Raw genomic sequence first — 18,037 nt, 5'->3', positions numbered from 1 at the left:
GCATGTCGCGGCCCAGCGCCTGACACCTGCTAACCGGCTGTCGACCTCATCTGCACGGGGCGTGGACGAAGCGTACGCCACCATGCCGAACCGACTCACAAGGTGCGACATGGCCAAGCCAACGCTGTTCTTCCTGCATGCGCTCGGCGCCAGCCGACAGGAGTGGAGCCATGTCATTGCGCAGTTGGGTAGCCGCTTCGACTGTATTGCCCTGGACATCCCAGGATTCGGCGATGCACCTGCGCTGGACCACTTCGACACGAACGCGCTTGTTGACTGGTTTAGCGCTGAAGTCATCAGGCGGCAACCGGCATGCTGGTTTGCAGTGGGGCATAGCATGGGCGGAAAGATCGCTACCTTGACGGCGGCCCGGGCACGCGACGGTGTGGCGGGCCTTGCCGGGCTGGCGGGCGTGGTGCTGGTTGCCGCGTCACCGCCGGCCCCCGAACCGATGCAGGAACCGCGACGGCGCACCATGCTTGCCTGGTTCGAAACAGGGCAGCCTGCGCGCGTGGAGGCAGCGCAGTTCGTGGATGCCAACTGCGCCTGCCCGCTGCCTGATGAAATCAGGGACGCTGCGATCAACGACGTTCTGCGCACCGCACCCAGTGCATGGATGGCATGGCTCACACACGGCAGTCGCGAAGACTGCACGGCGCAGACCGGATGCATCGGCGTGCCGGCACTGATTGTCGCGGGCAGCCAGGATGGTGATCTAGGTGAGGCTGCGCAGCGGCGCCTGAATGCGCCGCACTATGCGCATGCGCAGTTCGCCATCGTGGCCGACGCCGCGCATCTGATTCCCTATGAACAGCCGCAGGAACTGGCGCGGTTGATCGCAACGCATGTAGACCGCTGCATTGAGAACTGCTTGCCTGAGGACTTCATTGCCTTGCTGAATTCCGAGCGCGTTGCGCCGCGCATGCGCAAGACCTTGCTCGCGCGGCACGCGGGGCCGCCGGCCTCGGACGAGGGCGTGTTGAACCCGCGGCAGTTGAACGTGCTCGCCGCCGTGGCTGCACGCGTGCTGGATGGCGCGGGCGATGCGGCGCAGATTGCGCGGCGTATCGACCTGCAGCTTGCAGAAGGCACGGGAGATGGCTGGCGGTACGCAGACTTGCCAAACGATCGCCTGGCGATGCCGCTTGGCCTGGATGCACTCGATGCATTGGCCGGCGGCTTTGCCGAACAGTCGGCCAGGGACCAGGACCGCTGGCTGCAGGAGATCGCGCACTCGGTGGTGGGCAATACCTCTGCGCACGGCCTGGATGCTGGGCAATTCGCGCATTGGTTCGAGGATGTACGTGCGGATGTGGCGCGCACCTGGACCAGCCTTCCCGCCACCATGGCCGCGCTGGGCTACGACGGTTTTGCGGTCGGCAACGACACGGGCGGTGGCCCCGTCGGCTATGTAGAGACGGCAGCGGGCCGCGATGAGCACTGGCAATTGCGTGTGCCCGAGACTGCCCAATGAGCAACGCGGGTGGCCAGGACAGTGTCGATGTGGTGGTGGTCGGCAGCGGAGCGGGGGGCGGCCCGCTTGCGGCGCGGCTTGCGCAAGCCGGCGTCTCGGTTGTCGTGCTGGAAGCCGGCGCGGCATTTACGCCGGATTCGCATATTCCCGATGAGTTGACCACCGGCATCTATTGGATGGACGAGCGTCTGAGCGGTGGGCAAACGCCCACTGCGTTCGGGCCGAACAATTCGGGCTGCGGACTGGGCGGTTCGACGTTGCATTGGGGCGCGTTCTGCCCGCGGCCGGACAAGCGCGATCTCAGCCTTCTGACCCAGACCGGGCAGGGCGCCGATTGGCCGATCCCGCACCATGAGTTGGTCGCTTACGTTCGTCGCGTGGAAACCTTCATCGGGGTCTCCGGTCCCGTGCACTACCCGTGGGACCCCGAGCGCAGCTATGCGTATCGGCCACCACAACGTAATGCGTCGGCCACGGCCATGGCGCACGGTTGCGGCGCGCTTGGCATCCGGACCACCGATGCACCCGCTGCGTTGGTCACCAGGCCGCATCAGCAGCCACATTGGGGCCAGCGTGCGGCCTGCAACAACTGTGGTGCCTGTCACCAGGGCTGCAGCAACGCCGCCAAGGTGAGCGTGGACACCACATGGCTCCCGCTGGCCAGGGCGCATGGTGCGCAATTGCGCACTGACAGCCGGGTGGTCGATCTTGAACGCGACGGCCGCGGCGCGGTGAACGCGGTGATCTACCGCCAGCATGGGCAGGACTATCGCCAGCGCTGCAGCACCGTCTTCCTGTGCGCAGGGGGTGTGGAGACACCGCGCTTGTTGCTCAACCTGGCGCTGGCCAACTCCAGCGGGCAGGTGGGCCGCAATTTCATGGCGCATGTGGCAACCCAGGTGTGGGGCGAGTTCGACACAGACATGCGCATGAATCGCGGCTACCCGTCTTCGCTCATTAGCGAAGACATGCTGCGCCCGGCTGACGCCAACTTCATTGGCGGCTATCTGGTGCAGAGCCTGGGCGTGCAGCCGATCACGCTGGCGAACACGCTGGCGCGCGGTGCCGGCCTGTGGGGCAGGGACCTGGTCGCCACGCTGCGGCGCTACAACCGCCTGGCCGGTATCGGCATCAATGGCGAATGCCTGCCGCAGGACGCCAATCGCCTGACCTTGTCCGACGAACGGGACGCCTTCGGGCAGCGCAAGGCGCGCATCGATTTCAGTTACGGCCCCAATGAGCAGGCCATCGACGCCCATGCGCGCGCAGTGCTTGGATCGATCTGGCAAGCCGCTGGCGCCCGCAACATCTTCGCGGCTGCGCGCTCGGCCCACACGCTCGGGACCTGCCGCATGGGGACTGATCCTGCACAGGCCGTGGTCGATCCCGATGGCCGCACCTTCGACGTGCCGAACCTCTACATCTGCGACAACTCGGTGTTTCCCAGCGCACTGGCAGCCAATCCGGCACTGACCCAGATGGCACTCGCGCTGCGCACCGCAGAACGCTTCCTTGCGCGCTAGCGATAGCTGCGCCAGCACTGCGCCATCACGTATTCAACGACCAGGAGCTCAACATGGATCTCGGAATCAAACAGCGGATCGCCCTCATCAGCGGCGGCGACTCCGGCATGGGCAAGGAGACTGCGCGCCAGCTGCTCGAAGCCGGCGTGCGCGTGGCGATCACCGATCTTCCCAATGGCACGCTCGACCAGGCAGTGGCCGAGCTGTCCGGCCTGGGCGAGATCATCGCCGTCGAAGGCGATGTGACGCAGGAACAGGAGGTCGTCCACATCTGGACCCAGGTGCGCGCGCAACTGGGCGAACCGGATATCTACGTCAACGCCGCCGGCGTGACCGGCGCCACCGGCGATTTCCTGGAGGTCAGCGATGCCGGCTGGCTCGAAACGCTGGACATCAACCTGATGGGCGCGGTGCGCATGTGCCGCCAGGCCATTCCTGCCATGCGTCGCAAGCAGTGGGGGCGGATTGTGTTGTTCGCGTCCGAAGATGCAGTACAGCCGTACGTGGATGAGTTGGCCTACTGCGCGTCCAAGGCCGGCATCCTGAGCCTGGCCAAGGGGCTGTCAAAGGCCTATGGCGCCGACAATGTGCTGGTCAACACGGTGTCGCCTGCCTTCATCGCAACACCGATGACCGACAAGATGATGCAAAAGCGCGCGCAAGAAAACGGAACCAGTGTCGAAGAAGCCATCGCCTCGTTCCTGGATGAAGAACGCCCGGGCATGGTGCTGAAGCGGCGCGGCCGGCCGGAGGAAGTGGCTTCGGTCGTCGCATTCCTGTGCTCGGAGCGCGCCAGTTTCATCAACGGCGCCGGCGTGCGCGTGGACTCGGGCTCGGTATTCACCATCGCCGGCTGAGGCGGGCGGCGCTGTGCAGCGGCAAGCACGTGCATTGCCCAACCGTCCTGCTGCATGTCTTATCCAAGCAAATCCCCGTGCAATTGGCGAGGGCGGGGCAGATCGTCGGTGGCCGCTCTCGAACCGATGGTGGAGCTGCGTGGGGCTGTCAGATGAGACGACAACCGGTCAGATCACCCGCCACAACATGTAGCCCGCAGTGAGGAAGATCAGGCATGCAAATGCGCTATTGAGCAATCCCCGATGCCCGGCTAGCGCCGCTGCAGCACGTGCTCCCGCCATGCCACCTACGCTGCCGACAACGATGAACGCGGCAGCCAGTGGCCAGTTCACCAACCCGGAGTACGCGTAGTTCACCGCGGTGGTCAGACCGAAGGCGGACACCGCCACCAGCGAGCTGCCTACCGCGGCCAACATTGGCATCCCGGTGGCGGTCATCAAGCCCGGCACGATCAGGAAACCGCCGCCGATGCCGAAGAAGCCGGAAAATCCGCCAGCGAGCGTTCCCAGCCCGACCAACGCGGGTGCATTTTCCTTGCTGATGCGCGCAGCCGCATTCTCTTGCGCATTGCGCTTGCGCAGCATCAGCAGGCCAATCACCACCATCAATACCGCAAACAGCGCCAGCAACCGTTGTCCGTCGACGGCCTTACCCAGACTCGAACCAAGGTAGGCGCCGGCAACGCCGGCCAGGGCGAAGACTGAGGCGCACGGCCACCTGACATTGCCACGGCGGGCATGCACGAACAGGTTGGACAGCGCATTGGCAGCGACGGCCAATGCACTGGTCCCGATGGCCACATGCGGATTATCCACACCGACCAGATACAGCATCAGCGGGACAGCGAGAATGGAGCCGCCGCCACCGACCAGTCCCAGCACGAAGCCGACCAACACGCCGGAAAGCCCGCCCAGCACGAGCTGCAGCAATGAAAGGGTTTGCATGACCGGTATTTACTCAGGACTGGATGGCGCGTCGCGAATGAGACGCGGAGCGAGTGAGGAAAGGTCGTAACCTGCGCCGGCGGCGATCGACAGAACCTGGTCTGTGGTGAGCCTGAGGGTGCGGACTTGTGCCAGCGCCCACAACGACGTCGAGCGCGTTCCCGTCCTGCAATACGCGACGACGGGCGCGGGCAGTTGCTCCAGCATTTCGCAAAATTGCTGCACGTCGTCCTCCGAAATGGCGCCGGCGACAACGGGCAGATAAGCGAAACGCATGCCCGCCTGCGCGCAGGCCGATTGCATGGTCAGATGATCGGGTTGATCCGGCTGCTCGTTGTCTGGCCTGTTGCAGACAACGCTGGCGACACCCAGGCTGGCAAGGGCAGGAAGATCGGCAGGCAACAATTGGCCGGCCACCAGCAGGGCAGGCGAAAGCGATCGCAGTTTCATGCGACGTGTTTTCCCGCGCCGGCGCGATGGAGAAAGCTGTGGAGGAAGACGCCTGCCACCAGCGAGGCAGCGAACACCAAGGCGAACGCCTGGCCGGTCGCCAACAGCGCGATGGCGGGACCAGGGCAGACCCCGGCCAGACCCCAGCCAATGCCAAACAGCGCCGCACCGATTACCAGCTTGCGGTCGATTCGCCGCTGCTGCGGCAGCTGCAATGTCGGGGCGAGCAAGGGAGTGCGGCGTGCGCGCGCCCATCGGTAGGCGATGGCCGAAGGGATCAGCGCGCCTGCCATCACCAGGGCCAGCGAATCATCCCAGGCACCGGTGACATCGAGGAAGGCAAGGACGCGTGCAGGATTGGCCATGTCCGAAATCACCAGGCCCAACCCGAACAAGGCGCCGCAGAGAAAAGCCGCCACGCGGATCATGCGCCCGCTCCAGCGACAGCCCGCACGGCCGTCACTGTTGCCATGCCCAGCAGCATGAACACGGTGGTGGCGACGATCGAGCGCGGCGACAGTCTTGCCAGCCCGCTCACTCCGTGCCCGCTGGTGCAGCCGGCACCCAGACGGGTTCCATAGCCCACCAGCACGCCGGCCACGATCAGCACCGGCATGCTGGTGCCGCTCAGCGGCGCGAGCGTGATGGGCTTGAGCGCCAATGCCACACCTGCGCTTGTCAGAAGCCCGGCCAGAAACAGGATGGACAGCGAGCGTGCGCCGCCCGCGTGCAGACCAAGCGCATCGGCGAGCAGGCCGGAGATGCCGGCGATACGGCCGACCAGCAGTAAATACGCGCCAGAGGCGGTGCCGATCATCAGCCCACCAATCAGCGGCCAATACCAGGCGAGGTGCGGGAGCGTCATAGCACGTCCAATGGCAGTTTCAGATAACGCACGCCGTTGTCTTCCGGCGTGGGCAGATGACCGGCGCGCATGTTGACTTGCACCGATGGAAGCAGCAGGCGCGGCATGGGAAGCGTGGCGTCGCGTGTCTCGCGCATCTTCACGAAGTCCGCTTCGGAAACGCCTGCATGCAGATGCACATTCGCGCTGCGTTGCGCGCCAATCGTGGTTTCCCATGCGAAATGGTCCCGGCCTGCGGCCTTGTAGTCGTGGCAGACGAAGACACGCGTGGCATCGGGCAGTTTCAGCAGCCGGTGGATGGAGCGATAGAGCTGGCGTGCCGAGCCGCCCGGAAAATCGCAGCGCGCCGTGCCGGAGTCCGGCATGAACAACGTATCGCCCGAAAACAGCGCATCGCCGATGACGTAAGCCATGCACGCGGGCGTATGTCCGGGAACATGCAGCGCCACTGCGTGCAGATGCCCAATCGTGAATGCTGCGCCGTCGGCGAACAGATGATCGAACTGGCTGCCGTCCCGGCTGAATTCCTTGCCGGCGTTGAAAAGGTTGCCGAAGGTCTGCTGCACGGCCGTGATGCGCTCGCCGATGGCGAGCTGTCCGCCCACCTGCTGCTGCAGCCACGGCGCAGCCGACAGGTGGTCGGCATGGGCGTGTGTTTCGAGGTGCCATTGCACCTGTAACGCCTCGTCACGCACGTAGTGCGCAAGCGCTTCAGCCGAACCGGTCGCAGTTCGACCGGACGCCATGTCGAAGTCGAGCACGCTGTCGATGATGGCGCAGGCCGACGAGCCAGGGTCTCGGACCACGTGGCTGGCGGTAAAGGTCACCGGGTCGAAGAATGTCGCCACGTGCGGCGCGCTCATGCGACCGGAGCGGGTGTCTTCCACGACAGCGCAGGCCGCTGCCAGGCAGGTGTCGCGTGTTGGATGACTCACGATGGCAGCGTCGAGAAGGAGTAAAGAAACAATCTCATAGTTACTTATACTGTGCAACTATCAGATTGGCGCTGGCCGTTTTCGTTCAGCCGCAGTGCCTAGCCGTTACCCTCTACATTCCTGATCCGCAGTCCCCACGCCTCGTGACCGAATCCGCTTTCTCCACCGATGCTCTTGCCGCCATGAAGGAGCGCGTCCCAGACGTGGCCGAGCTGCTCCGTTTCATGGCCACACCGTCACGCCTGCTGTTGCTGTGCCAGTTATCGCAAGGCGAATCCACCGTCAGTGGCCTGGAAGCGACGACAGGCATTCGGCAGCCCGCCTTGTCCCAGCAACTGGCCGACCTGCGTCAGCGGCAGTTGGTCCTGACTCGCCGCGAATCTCGATCCATCATTTATCGTTTGGCCGACCCAAAAGTGGCAGCCTTGCTGAGCGCCATGCATGCGATCTTTTGTGCGGAGGATGACCATGGCGATCGCGTCCCTGAGTAATGCGCTATGGATGCAGCTGCTCCGATCTGCGCAGCATTGCCGTCCGCGCCGCGCGACGCTGGCTAGCTCATCGCCGTAATCCAGGCGCATCTGACGGACGACCCCGGACACGGATTTGACCTGCCTATGGAGTCGGCGTGGCGGTCGCGGGGTCGGGGCAAAAACCGTGCCTGGCGGGTCCAGACCGCGCTGAACCTCACTCTTCCATGTCGCGGCAAGCGTCGGCGACCTGATCGCATCCGCGCCGCTGGAGATCCCGCAAGCGGCGAACCACACCTGGCAGGCAGACTTCATGTCCGACGCCTCGTGGCCTGGCCGCCGCTTCCGCACCTTCAACATCAACGATGACTGCAATCGCGGATCGATGAAGTTGAATCCACACCAGCTTGCACTCGGCACGGGTCATCCGCGCCCTGGACGAGTTGGCACGTTGAAACGTGACACGGCTCAGTCACGGTTTCCTTCCTGACAGTTCAACGGTTCCTTGCCATCGTCTACCGGCCGAGCCAACTGCGGAAGCGGCGGCCACAGAGCCATTCCGCTATCGCGCTTACTTCAGGTGTTCGCGTAATCCATCGCCGGCTTGGCGAATCGCATCACGGACTGCCGATACGTCCCGAAGCGCATTGAGCAGGCCGTAATCGTGGATCAGCCCGTTGTAGCGCGTCACGGTCACCTCGACACCTGCTTGATCTAGCGTGCGACCGAAGGCTTCGCCCTCATCGCGCAATACGTCCAGCTCCGCCGTCTGAATCTGGGTCGGCGGCAAGCCTTCCAGCTGGGCGGCGGTAGCGCGCAGGGGCGAAGCAGTGATCTCGGCGCGGGCCTTGGGGTCGGTGGTGTAGTTGTCCCAGAACCAGGTCATCATGTTGCGGCTGAGGAAGTAGCCGCTCTGGTAGCGCTGGTACGAGTCATTGTCGAACGCGGCGTCGGTGACCGGCCACAGCATCAGGTTGTAGCGCAGTGCCGGCGTGCCTGCTGCCTTGGCCTGCAGCGCCACTGCCGCCACCATGTTGCCACCGACGCTGTTGCCGGCCAGTGCCAGGCGTTGGCCATCCACGCCGATCTCCATGCCGTGTTCGGCAACCCAACGCGTGGCGGCATAGGCCTGATGGATCGCCACCGGGTAGCGCGCCTCCGGCGAGGGCGTGTAATCGACGTAGACCGCCGCTGCGCCGGAGGCATTGACCAGGTCGCGGATCAGGCGTTCGTGGGTCGGGAAGTCGCCCAGCACCCAGCCGCCGCCATGGAAGAACATGAAAGCCGGCAGCACCTGCCCAGTGCTATGCGGCGGCCGTACGATCACCAGGTTCAGCGGCTTGCCGTTGGCCTGGATGGTCTTGCGGCTGACATCAGCCGCCGGCAGGGGTGTATTGGCCTGGGCGTTGGTCAGCACCTGCCGCGCCTGCGCGGGGCTCAGCTGCTCGATCGGCGTGCCGCCACCGCTGTTGAGCGCCTTGAGGAAGTCTGCGACCGGGCGCAATGGCGCCGGCTGGTCGCTGGGTGCGGCCGCGACAGCAGTGCCAACCGATGCCGCCAGCAGCGTGGTGGCAATAAGGGCGAGGGGAGTCTTCATGATGCGGTTCCTGGACAAGCCGGGCAGGGCGCCGGCGACAGGAGTGACTTTGCGCGTCAAGGCGATACGATAGGCCGAAAATCGTCCATGAAACTTTACCTGGAGTCCAAGATGGTCGACCGTCTGGCCGCCTTGCTGAGCCATTTCTCGGTGACCGCCGAGGTCTTCCATGCCGGCGCGCTGTGCGGCATCAACCAGCTCGACAGTGGTGACCGGGGCCAGCTGCACCTGATTCGCCAGGGCGCGGTGGTGGTCCACAACGGCGACGGCAGCCACCTGCAGATCGACCGGCCCAGTTTGCTGTTGTATCCGCGCGCACTTGCGCACCGCTTCGACACCGACCCGAGGGTTGGCAGGGAATCGTTACGAACACGGCCAGATCTTCGATAACCGATTGATGGATCGGTGAATTCTACCCTCGGCCGCACTTCCAGGGGCGGCCCTCCCCAGGGAGCTGTGGCACCATTCAACCATGACCACCACGTACTACTTCTTGGACACCGAGTGGGCCGATGTGACGGGCAGCGAGCTGGTGAGTCTGGCGCTGGTGAACGAAGGTGGAGACCGCCTTTTCTACGCTGAGCGAGCCAGCCTGCCCGAGGCTCCCACCGACTTCGTTCGTCAAAGCGTCTACCCGCTGCTAGACCGCGGCGACGCAGCCCTGGCTGATGCTGTCTTGACTACCGAGCTGCGCGCCTTCCTCAGCGAGGTCGACGCGCCGGCAGTGATGGCGGATTTCCCGAACGATCTCCAGCTGCTGCGGTACGCCCTTGATGGGTTTGAGTTACCCGATGACCAGGTTGCCGCGTGCGGGCCCCGGCCGGCGCCGGTCATGACACGCATGTCGAAGGAAGGTCTTCCGGGATTGCTGGTGGAAGATTGGTTCGCGGCCCATCCGGAACATAGGGCCAGGCGCCACCATGCCTTGGTGGACGCGCAGGCCTTGCGGATGGCTTGGCTGGTGGCGACCGACCGCATCCCTGCTCCGGCGTGGGCCCACTCCTACCGCCGCGCCCGGGGATAGCGGCATGGCGTCCATCCCCGGTATGCTTGCCCCATGAACCGCCTGAGCCAGCTCGACCTTCGAATACCGGCGTGATCGCATCGATCGATCACGCCCCTGTTGCTCATGATGGTCAGAGCGCCGGCCTTATACCCCGGTGAGAGCACGCGCCAGATAAGCGCGTACACGTTGGTTCGATTCCGACCAGGGGCACCACCGTCAACGACGGAAGAATGCTTCTACTTGCGTCCCATGACAGCGCTTGTACTTGCTGCCGCTGCCGCACAGGCACGGTGCATGCTCGCGCAATCCCGCACCGAGTGACTGGCCCAAGAAATCCCTCGCCTGTAGCAGGGGCTGGATTTCATCGGCGGGCACGCTGACCTCGCCATACTGGGATGATCGCTCGCCGCGGTTCATCACCCGGACGATCGCTTCGGACATCTGGATGAAGTGCTTGATCAGCAGGTCATCGCGTAATGGCATGCGGACGTTGTCGATGGCCAGGCCCTCGTAGCGTCTGCGCGGGTCCGGCACGAAGAGAATGCGCTTCTCGCCTTCGGGCTTTGGCGTGATGTCGATCATTTCCCCTTCAGGGCTGACCCACACCGCATGGAATTCTGCCTCGACCAGCACGTGCGGCCATTCCCACAGCTGCCACCCGCACAGCATCTGACCACCGTCGCGCGCGACCTTGGCCTGCACGTTGGGAAAGCACTCGCGCACGATCGCGTCGGCTTCCGGCCGTACATCGAGATAGACCGGTTCTGCGCCGCGTACGACCGAATCGGTTAAGCGCCGCACCGCACGGGTGATTTCCGGGGGTGTGGTGGTGACTACGCTCATGGTGAAGCTCCTTGCGATCGTGGCGCCTGATGTTCTCTTCCTAGGCTATGACCCCGGCGTCTCTTCCGATGAGATCCGCTTGGTGCCTTTGCCGCCGGCTCTGGCCGGCTGCAGCTGGGCCAACAGCGGCTCCAGAGTGCTCAGGCGCACTGTGGCGCGCAGGGTTTCCGCTTCGGCCTGCTCGCGTCGTTCGCGCTCCTGGGCCAGCTCGGTTCTGGCTTGTGCGAGGTCCTGCCGAGCGGCGTCCAAACTCTGAGCGTCTTGGCCCCAGCGCACCTGCAGCGCCTGGTGTTCGACCGCCGTCAGGCGCAGCGTATCGAGGTCGCCCTGTTGCGTCTGGATGGTCTGGCGCAGCTGCGCCACCTCCTTTTCCAATCGAGTGTGACGCTCCAGCCACTGGCCGTTCTCCCGGTTGAGCTGCACCAGGTCGTGGTTCTTGGCGGTCAATGCTTCGTTGGCCTGGCGCAGAGTGACCTGCAATTCCTGCACCTGGTGCTCGTGCCGGCGTTGCTCCTGCTCGCGTTGGTCTTTAACCGAGGTGCGGTAGTGCTCAAGGGCTTCCCTGGCATGCTCGTGCTTCTGCTCCAGGGAGCGCGCGTGACTTTCGTGCTCTGCCAGCCGCGCAGTGAGGCCCACAATGCGTTCCTGCAGTTTTGCCAGCTCGGTGGTGCGGCTGGCCACCTCGCCCCTGGCGGCTTCGCTCGCCTCGCGTTCTGTCTGCAGAGCTGTCTCGGTGCGCTGAAGCTGCACACTGAGGTTCCCGGCCTCTTGCCGGGCCTGTTCCAAGGCTTGGGTGCGCTCGTGCAGCTCGGCCTGGAACCGTTCCTGTGCCTGCGCGACCATCGTTTCGGCGTCGACATGCAGCCGTTCGGCCAGACGACCGACCAAGTCCTGCAGGGCGTCGCTGATCGCGATTTTGGCGCCTGGGCCTTGCCCTTCCTCCACTTCCAGCTCCTTCAGGTAGCGGTGGATGGTGGTTTTAGACCCCGTGTTGCCCAGCGCTACGCGGACGGCGTCTACCGAGGGGTTCTTGCCTTCGGCCCGGAGGGTGTCCCGGGCACGCTGCACATCGCTTTTGTACAAGCCAGACCGAGCCATGCGTCCACTCCGGTTATTTCGTAATTGATTACATACCATGTAATTACGTACTATTCAACGTCAATGAGGGCCGAGCCTGCGGCCTAAACATCAAGCGGGATAATATGGAATTATCCCGCGTAACCGGCGTTTCGGCCATTTCAAGTCGTCAAAACGGTACGAAACCGCCCAAGGCCGGCGATCGCTGGGTAGTATGGCCCAGAGCGGAAAGGAGGCCAGCCGGGGTGCAAGCAGGCGCCGCCACCGAACTCGTTGGCCATCAAAGGACTGTGCATGCCGATCGAACGTATCGTCATCGACAACTTCAAGTCGTTTCGCCATCTGGACCTGCCGCTCAACGCCCACATGAACTTGGTGGTGGGCGATAACGAGGTCGGCAAGTCCACTCTGCTGGAGGCCATCCACGCGGTGGTCACCGGCCAGCTGCATGGGCGCAATCTCGCCTACGAGCTCACGCCCTACCTGTTCCATCAGCCGACGGTGCGGGAGTACTTCGCGGCGCTTGCAGCAGGCACGCCGGCCTCGCCGCCACGGATCTCCATCGAAGCCTATCTGGGCGGCGATGCCGCGCTGGCGTCGTTACGCGGCACCAACAACTCCCTGCGCCTAGATACCGCCGGCATCCGGCTGCTGGTCGAGCTCAACGACGACTACCGCGAGGAGTTCAACGCCTACCTGCAGCAGCACCAGGGTGCGGTCAGCCTGCCGGTGGAGTACTACACGGTGCGATGGTATTCCTTCGCCAACAATGGCGTCACCGCCCGCAGTATTCCGTTCGACTCGACCATCATCGACACGCACGGCATCAAGACCTTGTCCGGTGCCGATCGCTATATTGCCGGCATCATCGAGCAGGCACTGACGCCTGCGCAGCGCGTCTCGCTGTCGCTGAGCTTCCGTCGCATGCGGCAGAGTTTCTCCGAAGAAGCCGATGTGGCGGCCATCAATGCCTACCTGACCGAGCACACCGGGGACATCAGCCACCGAGCGCTGACGGTGGGGGTGGATACATCGCCGCGCTCAACATGGGAAACCAGCCTGTCTCCGTACCTGGATGAGCTCCCCTTCACCCAGGCCGGCAAGGGGGAACAGAGCGCGGTGAAGATGAAGCTGGCCATGCACGCGGCAGGGGCGGCCCACGTGCTGCTGATCGAGGAGCCGGAGAACCATCTGTCCTTCTCCAGCATGACCCAACTGATCGACAAGATTGCGACCCTCTCCACCGCGCAGCAGGTGATCATCGCCACCCACAGCAGCTTCGTGTTGAACAAGCTGGGCGTGGACAACGTGATCCTGTTCAGCGCGCAGGGCCAGATGAAGCTGGACCAGCTGCCGAGCGATACACACGACTATTTCATGAAGCTGCCAGGCCACGACACGCTGCGGCTGATCCTGGCCAAGCAGGCAATCCTGGTGGAGGGCCCTTCTGATGAGCTGATCGTGCAGCGTGCCTACAGCGACCACCACGGCGTGGCGCCGATGGCTCATGGCGTAGACATCATTTCGGTCAAGTCGCTGGCATTCAAGCGCTTCTTGCAGATTGCAGATCGGCTGAGAATTCAAGCCAAGGTGATCACCGACAACGATGGCGATATCGCCGTTGTGCAGGAACGCTACGCCGACTATCCCAACGCCATCTACTACGATTCCGACGAAAGCGCCCCGTCGCTGGAAGAGCAACTGATAAAAGCCAATTCTGTGTCCGAGCTCAACACCGTGCTGGACAAGTCATTCGCCGATGAGGTGGCGTTGCTCAAGTACATGAAAGGTCACAAGACCGATACGGCCCTGGCGATCTTCAACAGCCGGCACTCGATCAGGTTCCCGGACTATGTCCAGCGTGCCATCACCTAACCGGGTCCTGCTCTCAGCGGCCGGCTCGGGCAAGACCACGTTGCTGGTTCGGCAGGCCTTGGAGCGGCCTGGGCGCCGCATCGCGATTGTTACCTACACGCTGGAGAACCTTGAAGAGATCCGGCGCTCGTTTGAGGTTCACGCCGGCGCAGTCCCCGCGCATGTCACCTTGCACAGCTGGTATGGCTTTCTGCTGCGCGAGTGCATCCGCCCGTACCAAGCTGCGCTTTGCGCCGAGCCTCGGGTAGAGACGATCCTGTTCGTGGAAGGTCTCACCAACAATCGGGCCCCACGCACCCAAGCCGCGCGACACTATCTGGCGGGCAACCGGATGTATTCCGATCGGGCGGCCGACTTTGCTGTGCGATGCGATGAACTGACCCAAGGTCAAGTGATGGCGCGCCTGGCGGCCATGTACGACGAGCTCTACATCGACGAGGTCCAGGACCTGGCCGGCTACGATCTGGATCTGGTCGAGCGGCTGTTGAAGAGCGATATCGCCATTACGTTGGTAGGTGATACGCGGCAGGCGACGTATGCCACCAACTATGCGCAAAGGCATAGTCAATATCGCGGGCCGAACCTGGCAGCGTTGTTCCGGATTTGGGAAGCGGATGGATTATGCCAGCTCGATCACCGCCTCATCAGCTTGCGCTGTGTCCAGACGCTCTGCGACTTGGCCGACGCGCTCTACCCGCAGATGCCACGGACCGAGTCAGGCAATGGCGAGGTCACCGGGCACGATGGCATCTACCTCATCGCTCCCGAGCATGTGGCTGCGTACATGCAGGAATTCGCTCCCACCGTGCTTCGGTACGACCGGCGGCAAGCGTGTGATGGGTTGCCGGCCGTGAACTTCGGCCAGTGCAAGGGCCGGACCTATGGGCGTGTACTGATCTTCCCCAACGGGCCATTGACGCTGTACCTGCGCACGGCCGATGCATCCCGCGTCACCGCGCCACCGAAATACTATGTGGCCTTCACCCGAGCACGCCAGAGCGTGGCATTCGTGTATGCCGGCGCGTGTGCGCTGCCGGGTCATCAGCTCTATGCGCCTGCCAGCGCAGACGCATAGAGCCACGGGCAGCGATCACATCTTCTCTAACGGCGCGCCGGTGGGCGGCGGCGGTACCGGGCCCGGGTCGTTGAAGCACAGCATGACTTGATCAATGTCGAATTGATCGGCAAGCACCTTGGCAATCACGGCGTGCACCAGATTCAGATCGACCGAGGGCGCAGCGACAGTGATGGTGGCCGTGATCGCACGGCCATGTTCTTTCCCGGGGACCAGGCGTAGATCGTCCACCGCCTTCACACCGGGGTCGGTAAACATCGCCGCACGAACTTGTTCGATGTTCATCTCGTTCATAGTGTCGAGGACTCCAAGGCAGTGCAACAGACGCGGCTGGTAGGCCGCAACGCATCCACTCTAGAGCGCGGGAGCTCTGACAGGATATGAAAATGCAGCCCCATGCTTCGTGCCTCGGCAGTTCCTGACGGCCTCTTCATGATTTTGTACAACCTGCGAACACATCTTTGCGAGGGTCGTAGACCTTTGATCCAACTTGCATTAGACCCAGAACCGAATGAAAAAGATTATCGTGCGAGGCAGGTTCCCGAGCACGCCGCTCAAGACAAGGACGATTCAACCCGCGCCATCGGGCCATGCCTTCGGATAGCCACGTCAACATCGGAACTTTCATTTGGGTATCAGGCGCGATCGCATACGGCAGGCCATGCAGATACAAATTGCGTTCGCCTAGAGATTCACCGTGATCTGATAGATAAATCAACGCACTGTCGTGTGTGGTGACGCCCTTCAGTAGATCAATGGCAGCAGCTACCATCTCGTCAGTAGCCAGGATGGCATTGTCGTAAGCGTTAACGACCTCCTCGACGGTACATTCTCCTATGTCCGGGCTTCGACAATCCGGCGTGAACTTGCGGAGCCGCTGCGGATACCGCTGGTAGTAGCTAGGCCCGTGATTTCCTAATTGGTGGAGCACGATCACAACATCACCGGGCGAGCTAGCGATACGTTCTTGTAGGCCTTTAAGCAGTATCTGATCCATGCAGCCTTCGCTACTGCACAAGGCGGGGTCTTGCTGATCACGGAACGACTCAAACGGCAAGCCATCGCATACGCCCTTGCAGCCGCCTTGGTTGTCTCGCCAACTGACATCGGCGCCAGCTCGCGCCAGGATGTGAAGCAGCGACTCTGATCGTTCAATCTTCTGCTCATCGTAATTGCTGCGGCCAAACGCTGAGAACATGCACGGCAATGAGACCGCTGTACTCGATCCACAGGCCCGAACATTACGAAAGTTTGTAACGTCTTCTGTCACAAGCCTGGGGGTCGTCTGCCGTGAATACCCATTCAGGCCCCAGTTTTGAGCCCTGACTGTCTCACCTATAACGATGATCAGGGCATGAGGCCGCTGAGACGTGCTGTGTCCAGGTGTCAGGATCGCATCGGGCGCGAGCACAGTCCGAGGGCCCCGATATGGCCCCAAGCCATCCTTTGCAGCGACACGGACAAATGAGACCAGCAAGTTTTCGGGAGCAATTAGATGTCGCATTTCCCGATTGTTGTGCATTAGCGGCGAGATATCCTTAAATCCGGCGATTGCCGCGCCCACCAACACGACCAATGCGATGGCGACCGTACCCAATGCCCGCAGCAGCGAAGCGAGCGGCGGTCTCCAGGTCACCTGAACAAAGAGCAGCACAAGGATAGGGAAGCTAGCAGACCACGCCACACCCATAACTAGGTTGCGGGTCAATAGTTGGTTAGATTCGGATGCGTCTGTTGCCAGGATATTTCGCGCCATACCTACGTCGAAGTGCACGCCATACTGGAGCGAGAAATAGGACAGCACTGCAGTGATCAAAGTAAAACTGATCAGCACTGGCTTGATTGTCCAGCGTGTACATAGAAGTCGTACCACAATGACATTCAGAGCCACCATAACGAGCGCAATACAGACTCGGGATGTTGCGCCTGTGAAACCGTTCAAGGCCTCTGAGGCAGTGACTGCCCGCCAAAACGCGGGATTCAGCATCAGCGCCGCATAGACTGCGACGCTCCAGACTAAAAGTTCGGGACTGATAAGCGGTCGCTTCAGTAGCGCACGAGCGCGCTCATGAATGCCCATGCGCATTGCCCTCATCAGCGCATGACACTTGTTCAATCTGTAGGGTGATCTCCTCGATCCCAAATAGCTCATCCACAGTCGCGCTGAGTTCGCTCCGGACCTCATCTAAAGGAGCGCTCTCTTTCTGCAACACTACATGCGCGGTCAAGACCGGACGTTTGCTGGACAGTGACCATACGTGCAGGTCATGCACCTCGCTTACGTTGCGATTGCGTATCAGTGCAGCGCGCACGTCTTCGACTGCAACTCCAGATGGAGCACCCTGCATCAATACATGTGAGGCTGCTTTCAGCAAGGTCCACGTGCGCGGGAGCACCCACAGGCCAATCGCGACAGCAATGATGGGATCGATTAGCGTCCAGCCCGTGAATCGGATAATGACTGCGCCCACGATCACGCCAATGGAGCCCAGCATGTCGCTCCACACTTCCAGGTATGCACCTCTAACATTGAGCGAATCCCCACTACCTGCTTTCAATAGGCGCATCGAGATCAGATTGACGACCAGCCCAAGTACCGCCACTACAAACATGCCAGTTGAAGCAACCTCTGGAGGCTGCCGAAAGCGGCCCACTGCCTCCCACAGGATGTAGAAAGCCACAAGGAACAACAGGCCCCCATTGATCAATGCCCCCAGTGCCTCCATGCGAGCATAGCCATAAGTATTGCTGAGATCTGCAGGCCGCTTGGCCATGCGAACAGCGAACAAGGAGACACCGAGCGCGATGACGTCGGTCATCATGTGCGCAGCATCGGACAGCAAAGCGAGGCTATTAGTGATCAGCCCGCCGATGACTTCCGCGACCAGAAACGTGGCCGTCAGGACGAGCGCCCACCATAGTGGCTTCTCGAATTTGACCTCGGAAACACCGTGATCGTGGTTTCCACTCATTTGAGTTCTCCCATGGACCAGAGTTGAAGCTGGGCCCAGCCGATGGCCCCGGCCGTGACTTCACGGCAGGGGC

At 62.6% G+C, this 18,037-nt stretch carries 18 protein-coding genes, 1 tRNA gene and 1 pseudogene; 9 read left to right on the top strand and 11 right to left on the bottom strand.

The features are described 5' to 3' along the window. Positions 1 to 109: 109 nt before the first annotated feature. From J7396_RS12825 to J7396_RS12815, 3 genes are read left to right on the top strand one after another with little or no spacing between them, the layout of a single operon-like run. Positions 110 to 1,474 carry an alpha/beta hydrolase gene (locus J7396_RS12825; protein WP_209261543.1) on the top strand — a complete coding sequence of 455 codons (1,365 nt, stop codon included), beginning with the start codon at positions 110 to 112 and terminating at the stop codon, positions 1,472 to 1,474. Next, the gene (locus J7396_RS12820; RefSeq protein ID WP_209261542.1) at positions 1,471 to 2,997 is read left to right on the top strand and encodes a GMC family oxidoreductase; all 1,527 of its coding nucleotides are present in this window, start codon (positions 1,471 to 1,473) and stop codon (positions 2,995 to 2,997) included. Before J7396_RS12825 ends, J7396_RS12820 begins: the two co-directional genes overlap by 4 nt. 53 nt (positions 2,998 to 3,050) lie before the next feature. Beyond that, a complete protein-coding gene (locus J7396_RS12815; protein WP_008575709.1) occupies positions 3,051 to 3,854 on the top strand; it encodes an SDR family oxidoreductase in 804 nt (267 codons plus the stop codon). 168 nt (positions 3,855 to 4,022) lie between these two features. Here J7396_RS12815 and J7396_RS12810 read toward each other — a convergent pair whose 3' ends face one another. The 5 genes from J7396_RS12810 to J7396_RS12790 are packed head-to-tail and all read right to left on the bottom strand — an operon-like array spanning position 4,023 to position 6,977. After that, positions 4,023 to 4,784: a sulfite exporter TauE/SafE family protein gene (locus tag J7396_RS12810; RefSeq protein WP_209261633.1), complete on the bottom strand. Its 762-nt coding sequence runs from the start codon at positions 4,782 to 4,784 to the stop codon at positions 4,023 to 4,025. A gap of 24 nt (positions 4,785 to 4,808) precedes the next feature. Further along, a complete protein-coding gene (locus J7396_RS12805; RefSeq protein WP_031422774.1) occupies positions 4,809 to 5,249 on the bottom strand; it encodes a TIGR01244 family sulfur transferase in 441 nt (146 codons plus the stop codon). Further along, positions 5,246 to 5,677, bottom strand: coding sequence for a DUF6691 family protein (locus tag J7396_RS12800; protein ID WP_109291479.1), 432 nt, complete (start codon positions 5,675 to 5,677; stop codon positions 5,246 to 5,248). Before J7396_RS12800 ends, J7396_RS12805 begins: the two co-directional genes overlap by 4 nt. After that, positions 5,674 to 6,114, bottom strand: a complete 441-nt coding sequence (locus tag J7396_RS12795; RefSeq protein WP_008575717.1) for a YeeE/YedE thiosulfate transporter family protein — start codon at positions 6,112 to 6,114, stop codon at positions 5,674 to 5,676. The genes J7396_RS12800 and J7396_RS12795 overlap by 4 nt, the downstream gene beginning before the upstream one ends. Further along, the gene (locus J7396_RS12790) at positions 6,111 to 6,977 is read right to left on the bottom strand and encodes an MBL fold metallo-hydrolase (protein WP_209261632.1); all 867 of its coding nucleotides are present in this window, start codon (positions 6,975 to 6,977) and stop codon (positions 6,111 to 6,113) included. The genes J7396_RS12795 and J7396_RS12790 overlap by 4 nt, the downstream gene beginning before the upstream one ends. 254 nt (positions 6,978 to 7,231) lie before the next feature. Between J7396_RS12790 and J7396_RS12785 the strand changes: the two genes are divergently transcribed. Beyond that, positions 7,232 to 7,540 (top strand): metalloregulator ArsR/SmtB family transcription factor, encoded by a 309-nt coding sequence (locus J7396_RS12785; protein ID WP_033479010.1) that lies wholly within the window; start codon positions 7,232 to 7,234, stop codon positions 7,538 to 7,540. Between the two features lie 550 nt (positions 7,541 to 8,090). Here J7396_RS12785 and J7396_RS12780 read toward each other — a convergent pair. Beyond that, on the bottom strand, positions 8,091 to 9,116 hold the full coding sequence (locus J7396_RS12780; RefSeq protein WP_209261541.1) for an alpha/beta hydrolase: 1,026 nt from the start codon (positions 9,114 to 9,116) through the stop codon (positions 8,091 to 8,093). A gap of 111 nt (positions 9,117 to 9,227) precedes the next feature. On the opposite strand from J7396_RS12780, the pseudogene J7396_RS12775 reads away from it, so the two are divergent. The 3 genes and pseudogenes from J7396_RS12775 to J7396_RS12765 form a co-directional block, all read left to right on the top strand. Beyond that, a pseudogene (locus J7396_RS12775) lies at positions 9,228 to 9,461 on the top strand (cupin domain-containing protein); the annotation flags it as partial. 127 nt (positions 9,462 to 9,588) lie between these two features. Beyond that, entirely contained in the window at positions 9,589 to 10,140 is a 552-nt protein-coding gene (locus J7396_RS12770; RefSeq protein ID WP_046932391.1) for a 3'-5' exoribonuclease, read from the top strand. Between the two features lie 92 nt (positions 10,141 to 10,232). After that, positions 10,233 to 10,335, top strand: a tRNA-Ile gene (locus tag J7396_RS12765). A 3-nt stretch (positions 10,336 to 10,338) separates the two neighbouring features. Here J7396_RS12765 and J7396_RS12760 read toward each other — a convergent pair. Together J7396_RS12760 and J7396_RS12755 are read right to left on the bottom strand one after the other, a co-directional pair. Beyond that, positions 10,339 to 10,965, bottom strand: a complete 627-nt coding sequence (locus J7396_RS12760) for an SEC-C domain-containing protein (RefSeq protein ID WP_052757257.1) — start codon at positions 10,963 to 10,965, stop codon at positions 10,339 to 10,341. A gap of 45 nt (positions 10,966 to 11,010) precedes the next feature. After that, a complete protein-coding gene (locus J7396_RS12755; protein WP_046932389.1) occupies positions 11,011 to 12,063 on the bottom strand; it encodes a DNA-binding protein in 1,053 nt (350 codons plus the stop codon). Between the two features lie 273 nt (positions 12,064 to 12,336). Here J7396_RS12755 and J7396_RS12750 point away from each other — a divergent pair, with 273 nt between their 5' ends. Together J7396_RS12750 and J7396_RS12745 are read left to right on the top strand one after the other, a co-directional pair. Beyond that, complete coding sequence (locus J7396_RS12750; protein WP_017160746.1) at positions 12,337 to 13,917, top strand: AAA family ATPase; 1,581 nt, start codon at positions 12,337 to 12,339, stop codon at positions 13,915 to 13,917. After that, positions 13,895 to 14,992, top strand: a complete 1,098-nt coding sequence (locus J7396_RS12745) for a UvrD-helicase domain-containing protein (protein WP_017160747.1) — start codon at positions 13,895 to 13,897, stop codon at positions 14,990 to 14,992. The genes J7396_RS12750 and J7396_RS12745 overlap by 23 nt, the downstream gene beginning before the upstream one ends. Before the next feature lie 15 nt (positions 14,993 to 15,007). On the opposite strand, the gene J7396_RS12740 is transcribed toward J7396_RS12745, so the two are convergent. The 3 genes from J7396_RS12740 to J7396_RS12730 form a co-directional block, all read right to left on the bottom strand. Beyond that, positions 15,008 to 15,286: a hypothetical protein gene (locus J7396_RS12740; RefSeq protein WP_017160748.1), complete on the bottom strand. Its 279-nt coding sequence runs from the start codon at positions 15,284 to 15,286 to the stop codon at positions 15,008 to 15,010. 136 nt (positions 15,287 to 15,422) lie between these two features. Beyond that, positions 15,423 to 17,078, bottom strand: a complete 1,656-nt coding sequence (locus J7396_RS12735; protein ID WP_017160749.1) for a phosphoethanolamine--lipid A transferase — start codon at positions 17,076 to 17,078, stop codon at positions 15,423 to 15,425. Then, positions 17,059 to 17,964, bottom strand: a complete 906-nt coding sequence (locus J7396_RS12730) for a cation diffusion facilitator family transporter (protein WP_017160750.1) — start codon at positions 17,962 to 17,964, stop codon at positions 17,059 to 17,061. The genes J7396_RS12735 and J7396_RS12730 overlap by 20 nt, the downstream gene beginning before the upstream one ends. Positions 17,965 to 18,037: the final 73 nt, after the last annotated feature.

It is taken from the genome of Xanthomonas sp. A1809, assembly GCF_017746015.1.
In the GTDB taxonomy this organism is placed as follows: domain Bacteria; phylum Pseudomonadota; class Gammaproteobacteria; order Xanthomonadales; family Xanthomonadaceae; genus Xanthomonas; species Xanthomonas euvesicatoria.
This window is presented reverse-complemented; position numbering and strand designations above follow the sequence as displayed.

Bases quoted from the DNA above. Each gene is read 5' to 3' on its own strand.
- J7396_RS12825 (WP_209261543.1), top strand. From the start codon at position 110: ATGGCCAAGCCAACGCTGTTCTTCCTGCATGCGCTCGGCGCCAGCCGA.
- J7396_RS12820 (WP_209261542.1), top strand. From the start codon at position 1,471: ATGAGCAACGCGGGTGGCCAGGACAGTGTCGATGTGGTGGTGGTCGGC.
- J7396_RS12815 (WP_008575709.1), top strand. From the start codon at position 3,051: ATGGATCTCGGAATCAAACAGCGGATCGCCCTCATCAGCGGCGGCGAC.
- J7396_RS12805 (WP_031422774.1), bottom strand. From the start codon at position 5,249: ATGAAACTGCGATCGCTTTCGCCTGCCCTGCTGGTGGCCGGCCAATTG.
- J7396_RS12800 (WP_109291479.1), bottom strand. From the start codon at position 5,677: ATGATCCGCGTGGCGGCTTTTCTCTGCGGCGCCTTGTTCGGGTTGGGC.
- J7396_RS12795 (WP_008575717.1), bottom strand. From the start codon at position 6,114: ATGACGCTCCCGCACCTCGCCTGGTATTGGCCGCTGATTGGTGGGCTG.
- J7396_RS12790 (WP_209261632.1), bottom strand. From the start codon at position 6,977: ATGAGCGCGCCGCACGTGGCGACATTCTTCGACCCGGTGACCTTTACC.
- J7396_RS12785 (WP_033479010.1), top strand. From the start codon at position 7,232: ATGAAGGAGCGCGTCCCAGACGTGGCCGAGCTGCTCCGTTTCATGGCC.
- J7396_RS12780 (WP_209261541.1), bottom strand. From the start codon at position 9,116: ATGAAGACTCCCCTCGCCCTTATTGCCACCACGCTGCTGGCGGCATCG.
- J7396_RS12770 (WP_046932391.1), top strand. From the start codon at position 9,589: ATGACCACCACGTACTACTTCTTGGACACCGAGTGGGCCGATGTGACG.
- J7396_RS12760 (WP_052757257.1), bottom strand. From the start codon at position 10,965: ATGAGCGTAGTCACCACCACACCCCCGGAAATCACCCGTGCGGTGCGG.
- J7396_RS12755 (WP_046932389.1), bottom strand. From the start codon at position 12,063: ATGGCTCGGTCTGGCTTGTACAAAAGCGATGTGCAGCGTGCCCGGGAC.
- J7396_RS12750 (WP_017160746.1), top strand. From the start codon at position 12,337: ATGCCGATCGAACGTATCGTCATCGACAACTTCAAGTCGTTTCGCCAT.
- J7396_RS12745 (WP_017160747.1), top strand. From the start codon at position 13,895: ATGTCCAGCGTGCCATCACCTAACCGGGTCCTGCTCTCAGCGGCCGGC.
- J7396_RS12740 (WP_017160748.1), bottom strand. From the start codon at position 15,286: ATGAACGAGATGAACATCGAACAAGTTCGTGCGGCGATGTTTACCGAC.
- J7396_RS12735 (WP_017160749.1), bottom strand. From the start codon at position 17,078: ATGCGCATGGGCATTCATGAGCGCGCTCGTGCGCTACTGAAGCGACCG.
- J7396_RS12730 (WP_017160750.1), bottom strand. From the start codon at position 17,964: ATGAGTGGAAACCACGATCACGGTGTTTCCGAGGTCAAATTCGAGAAG.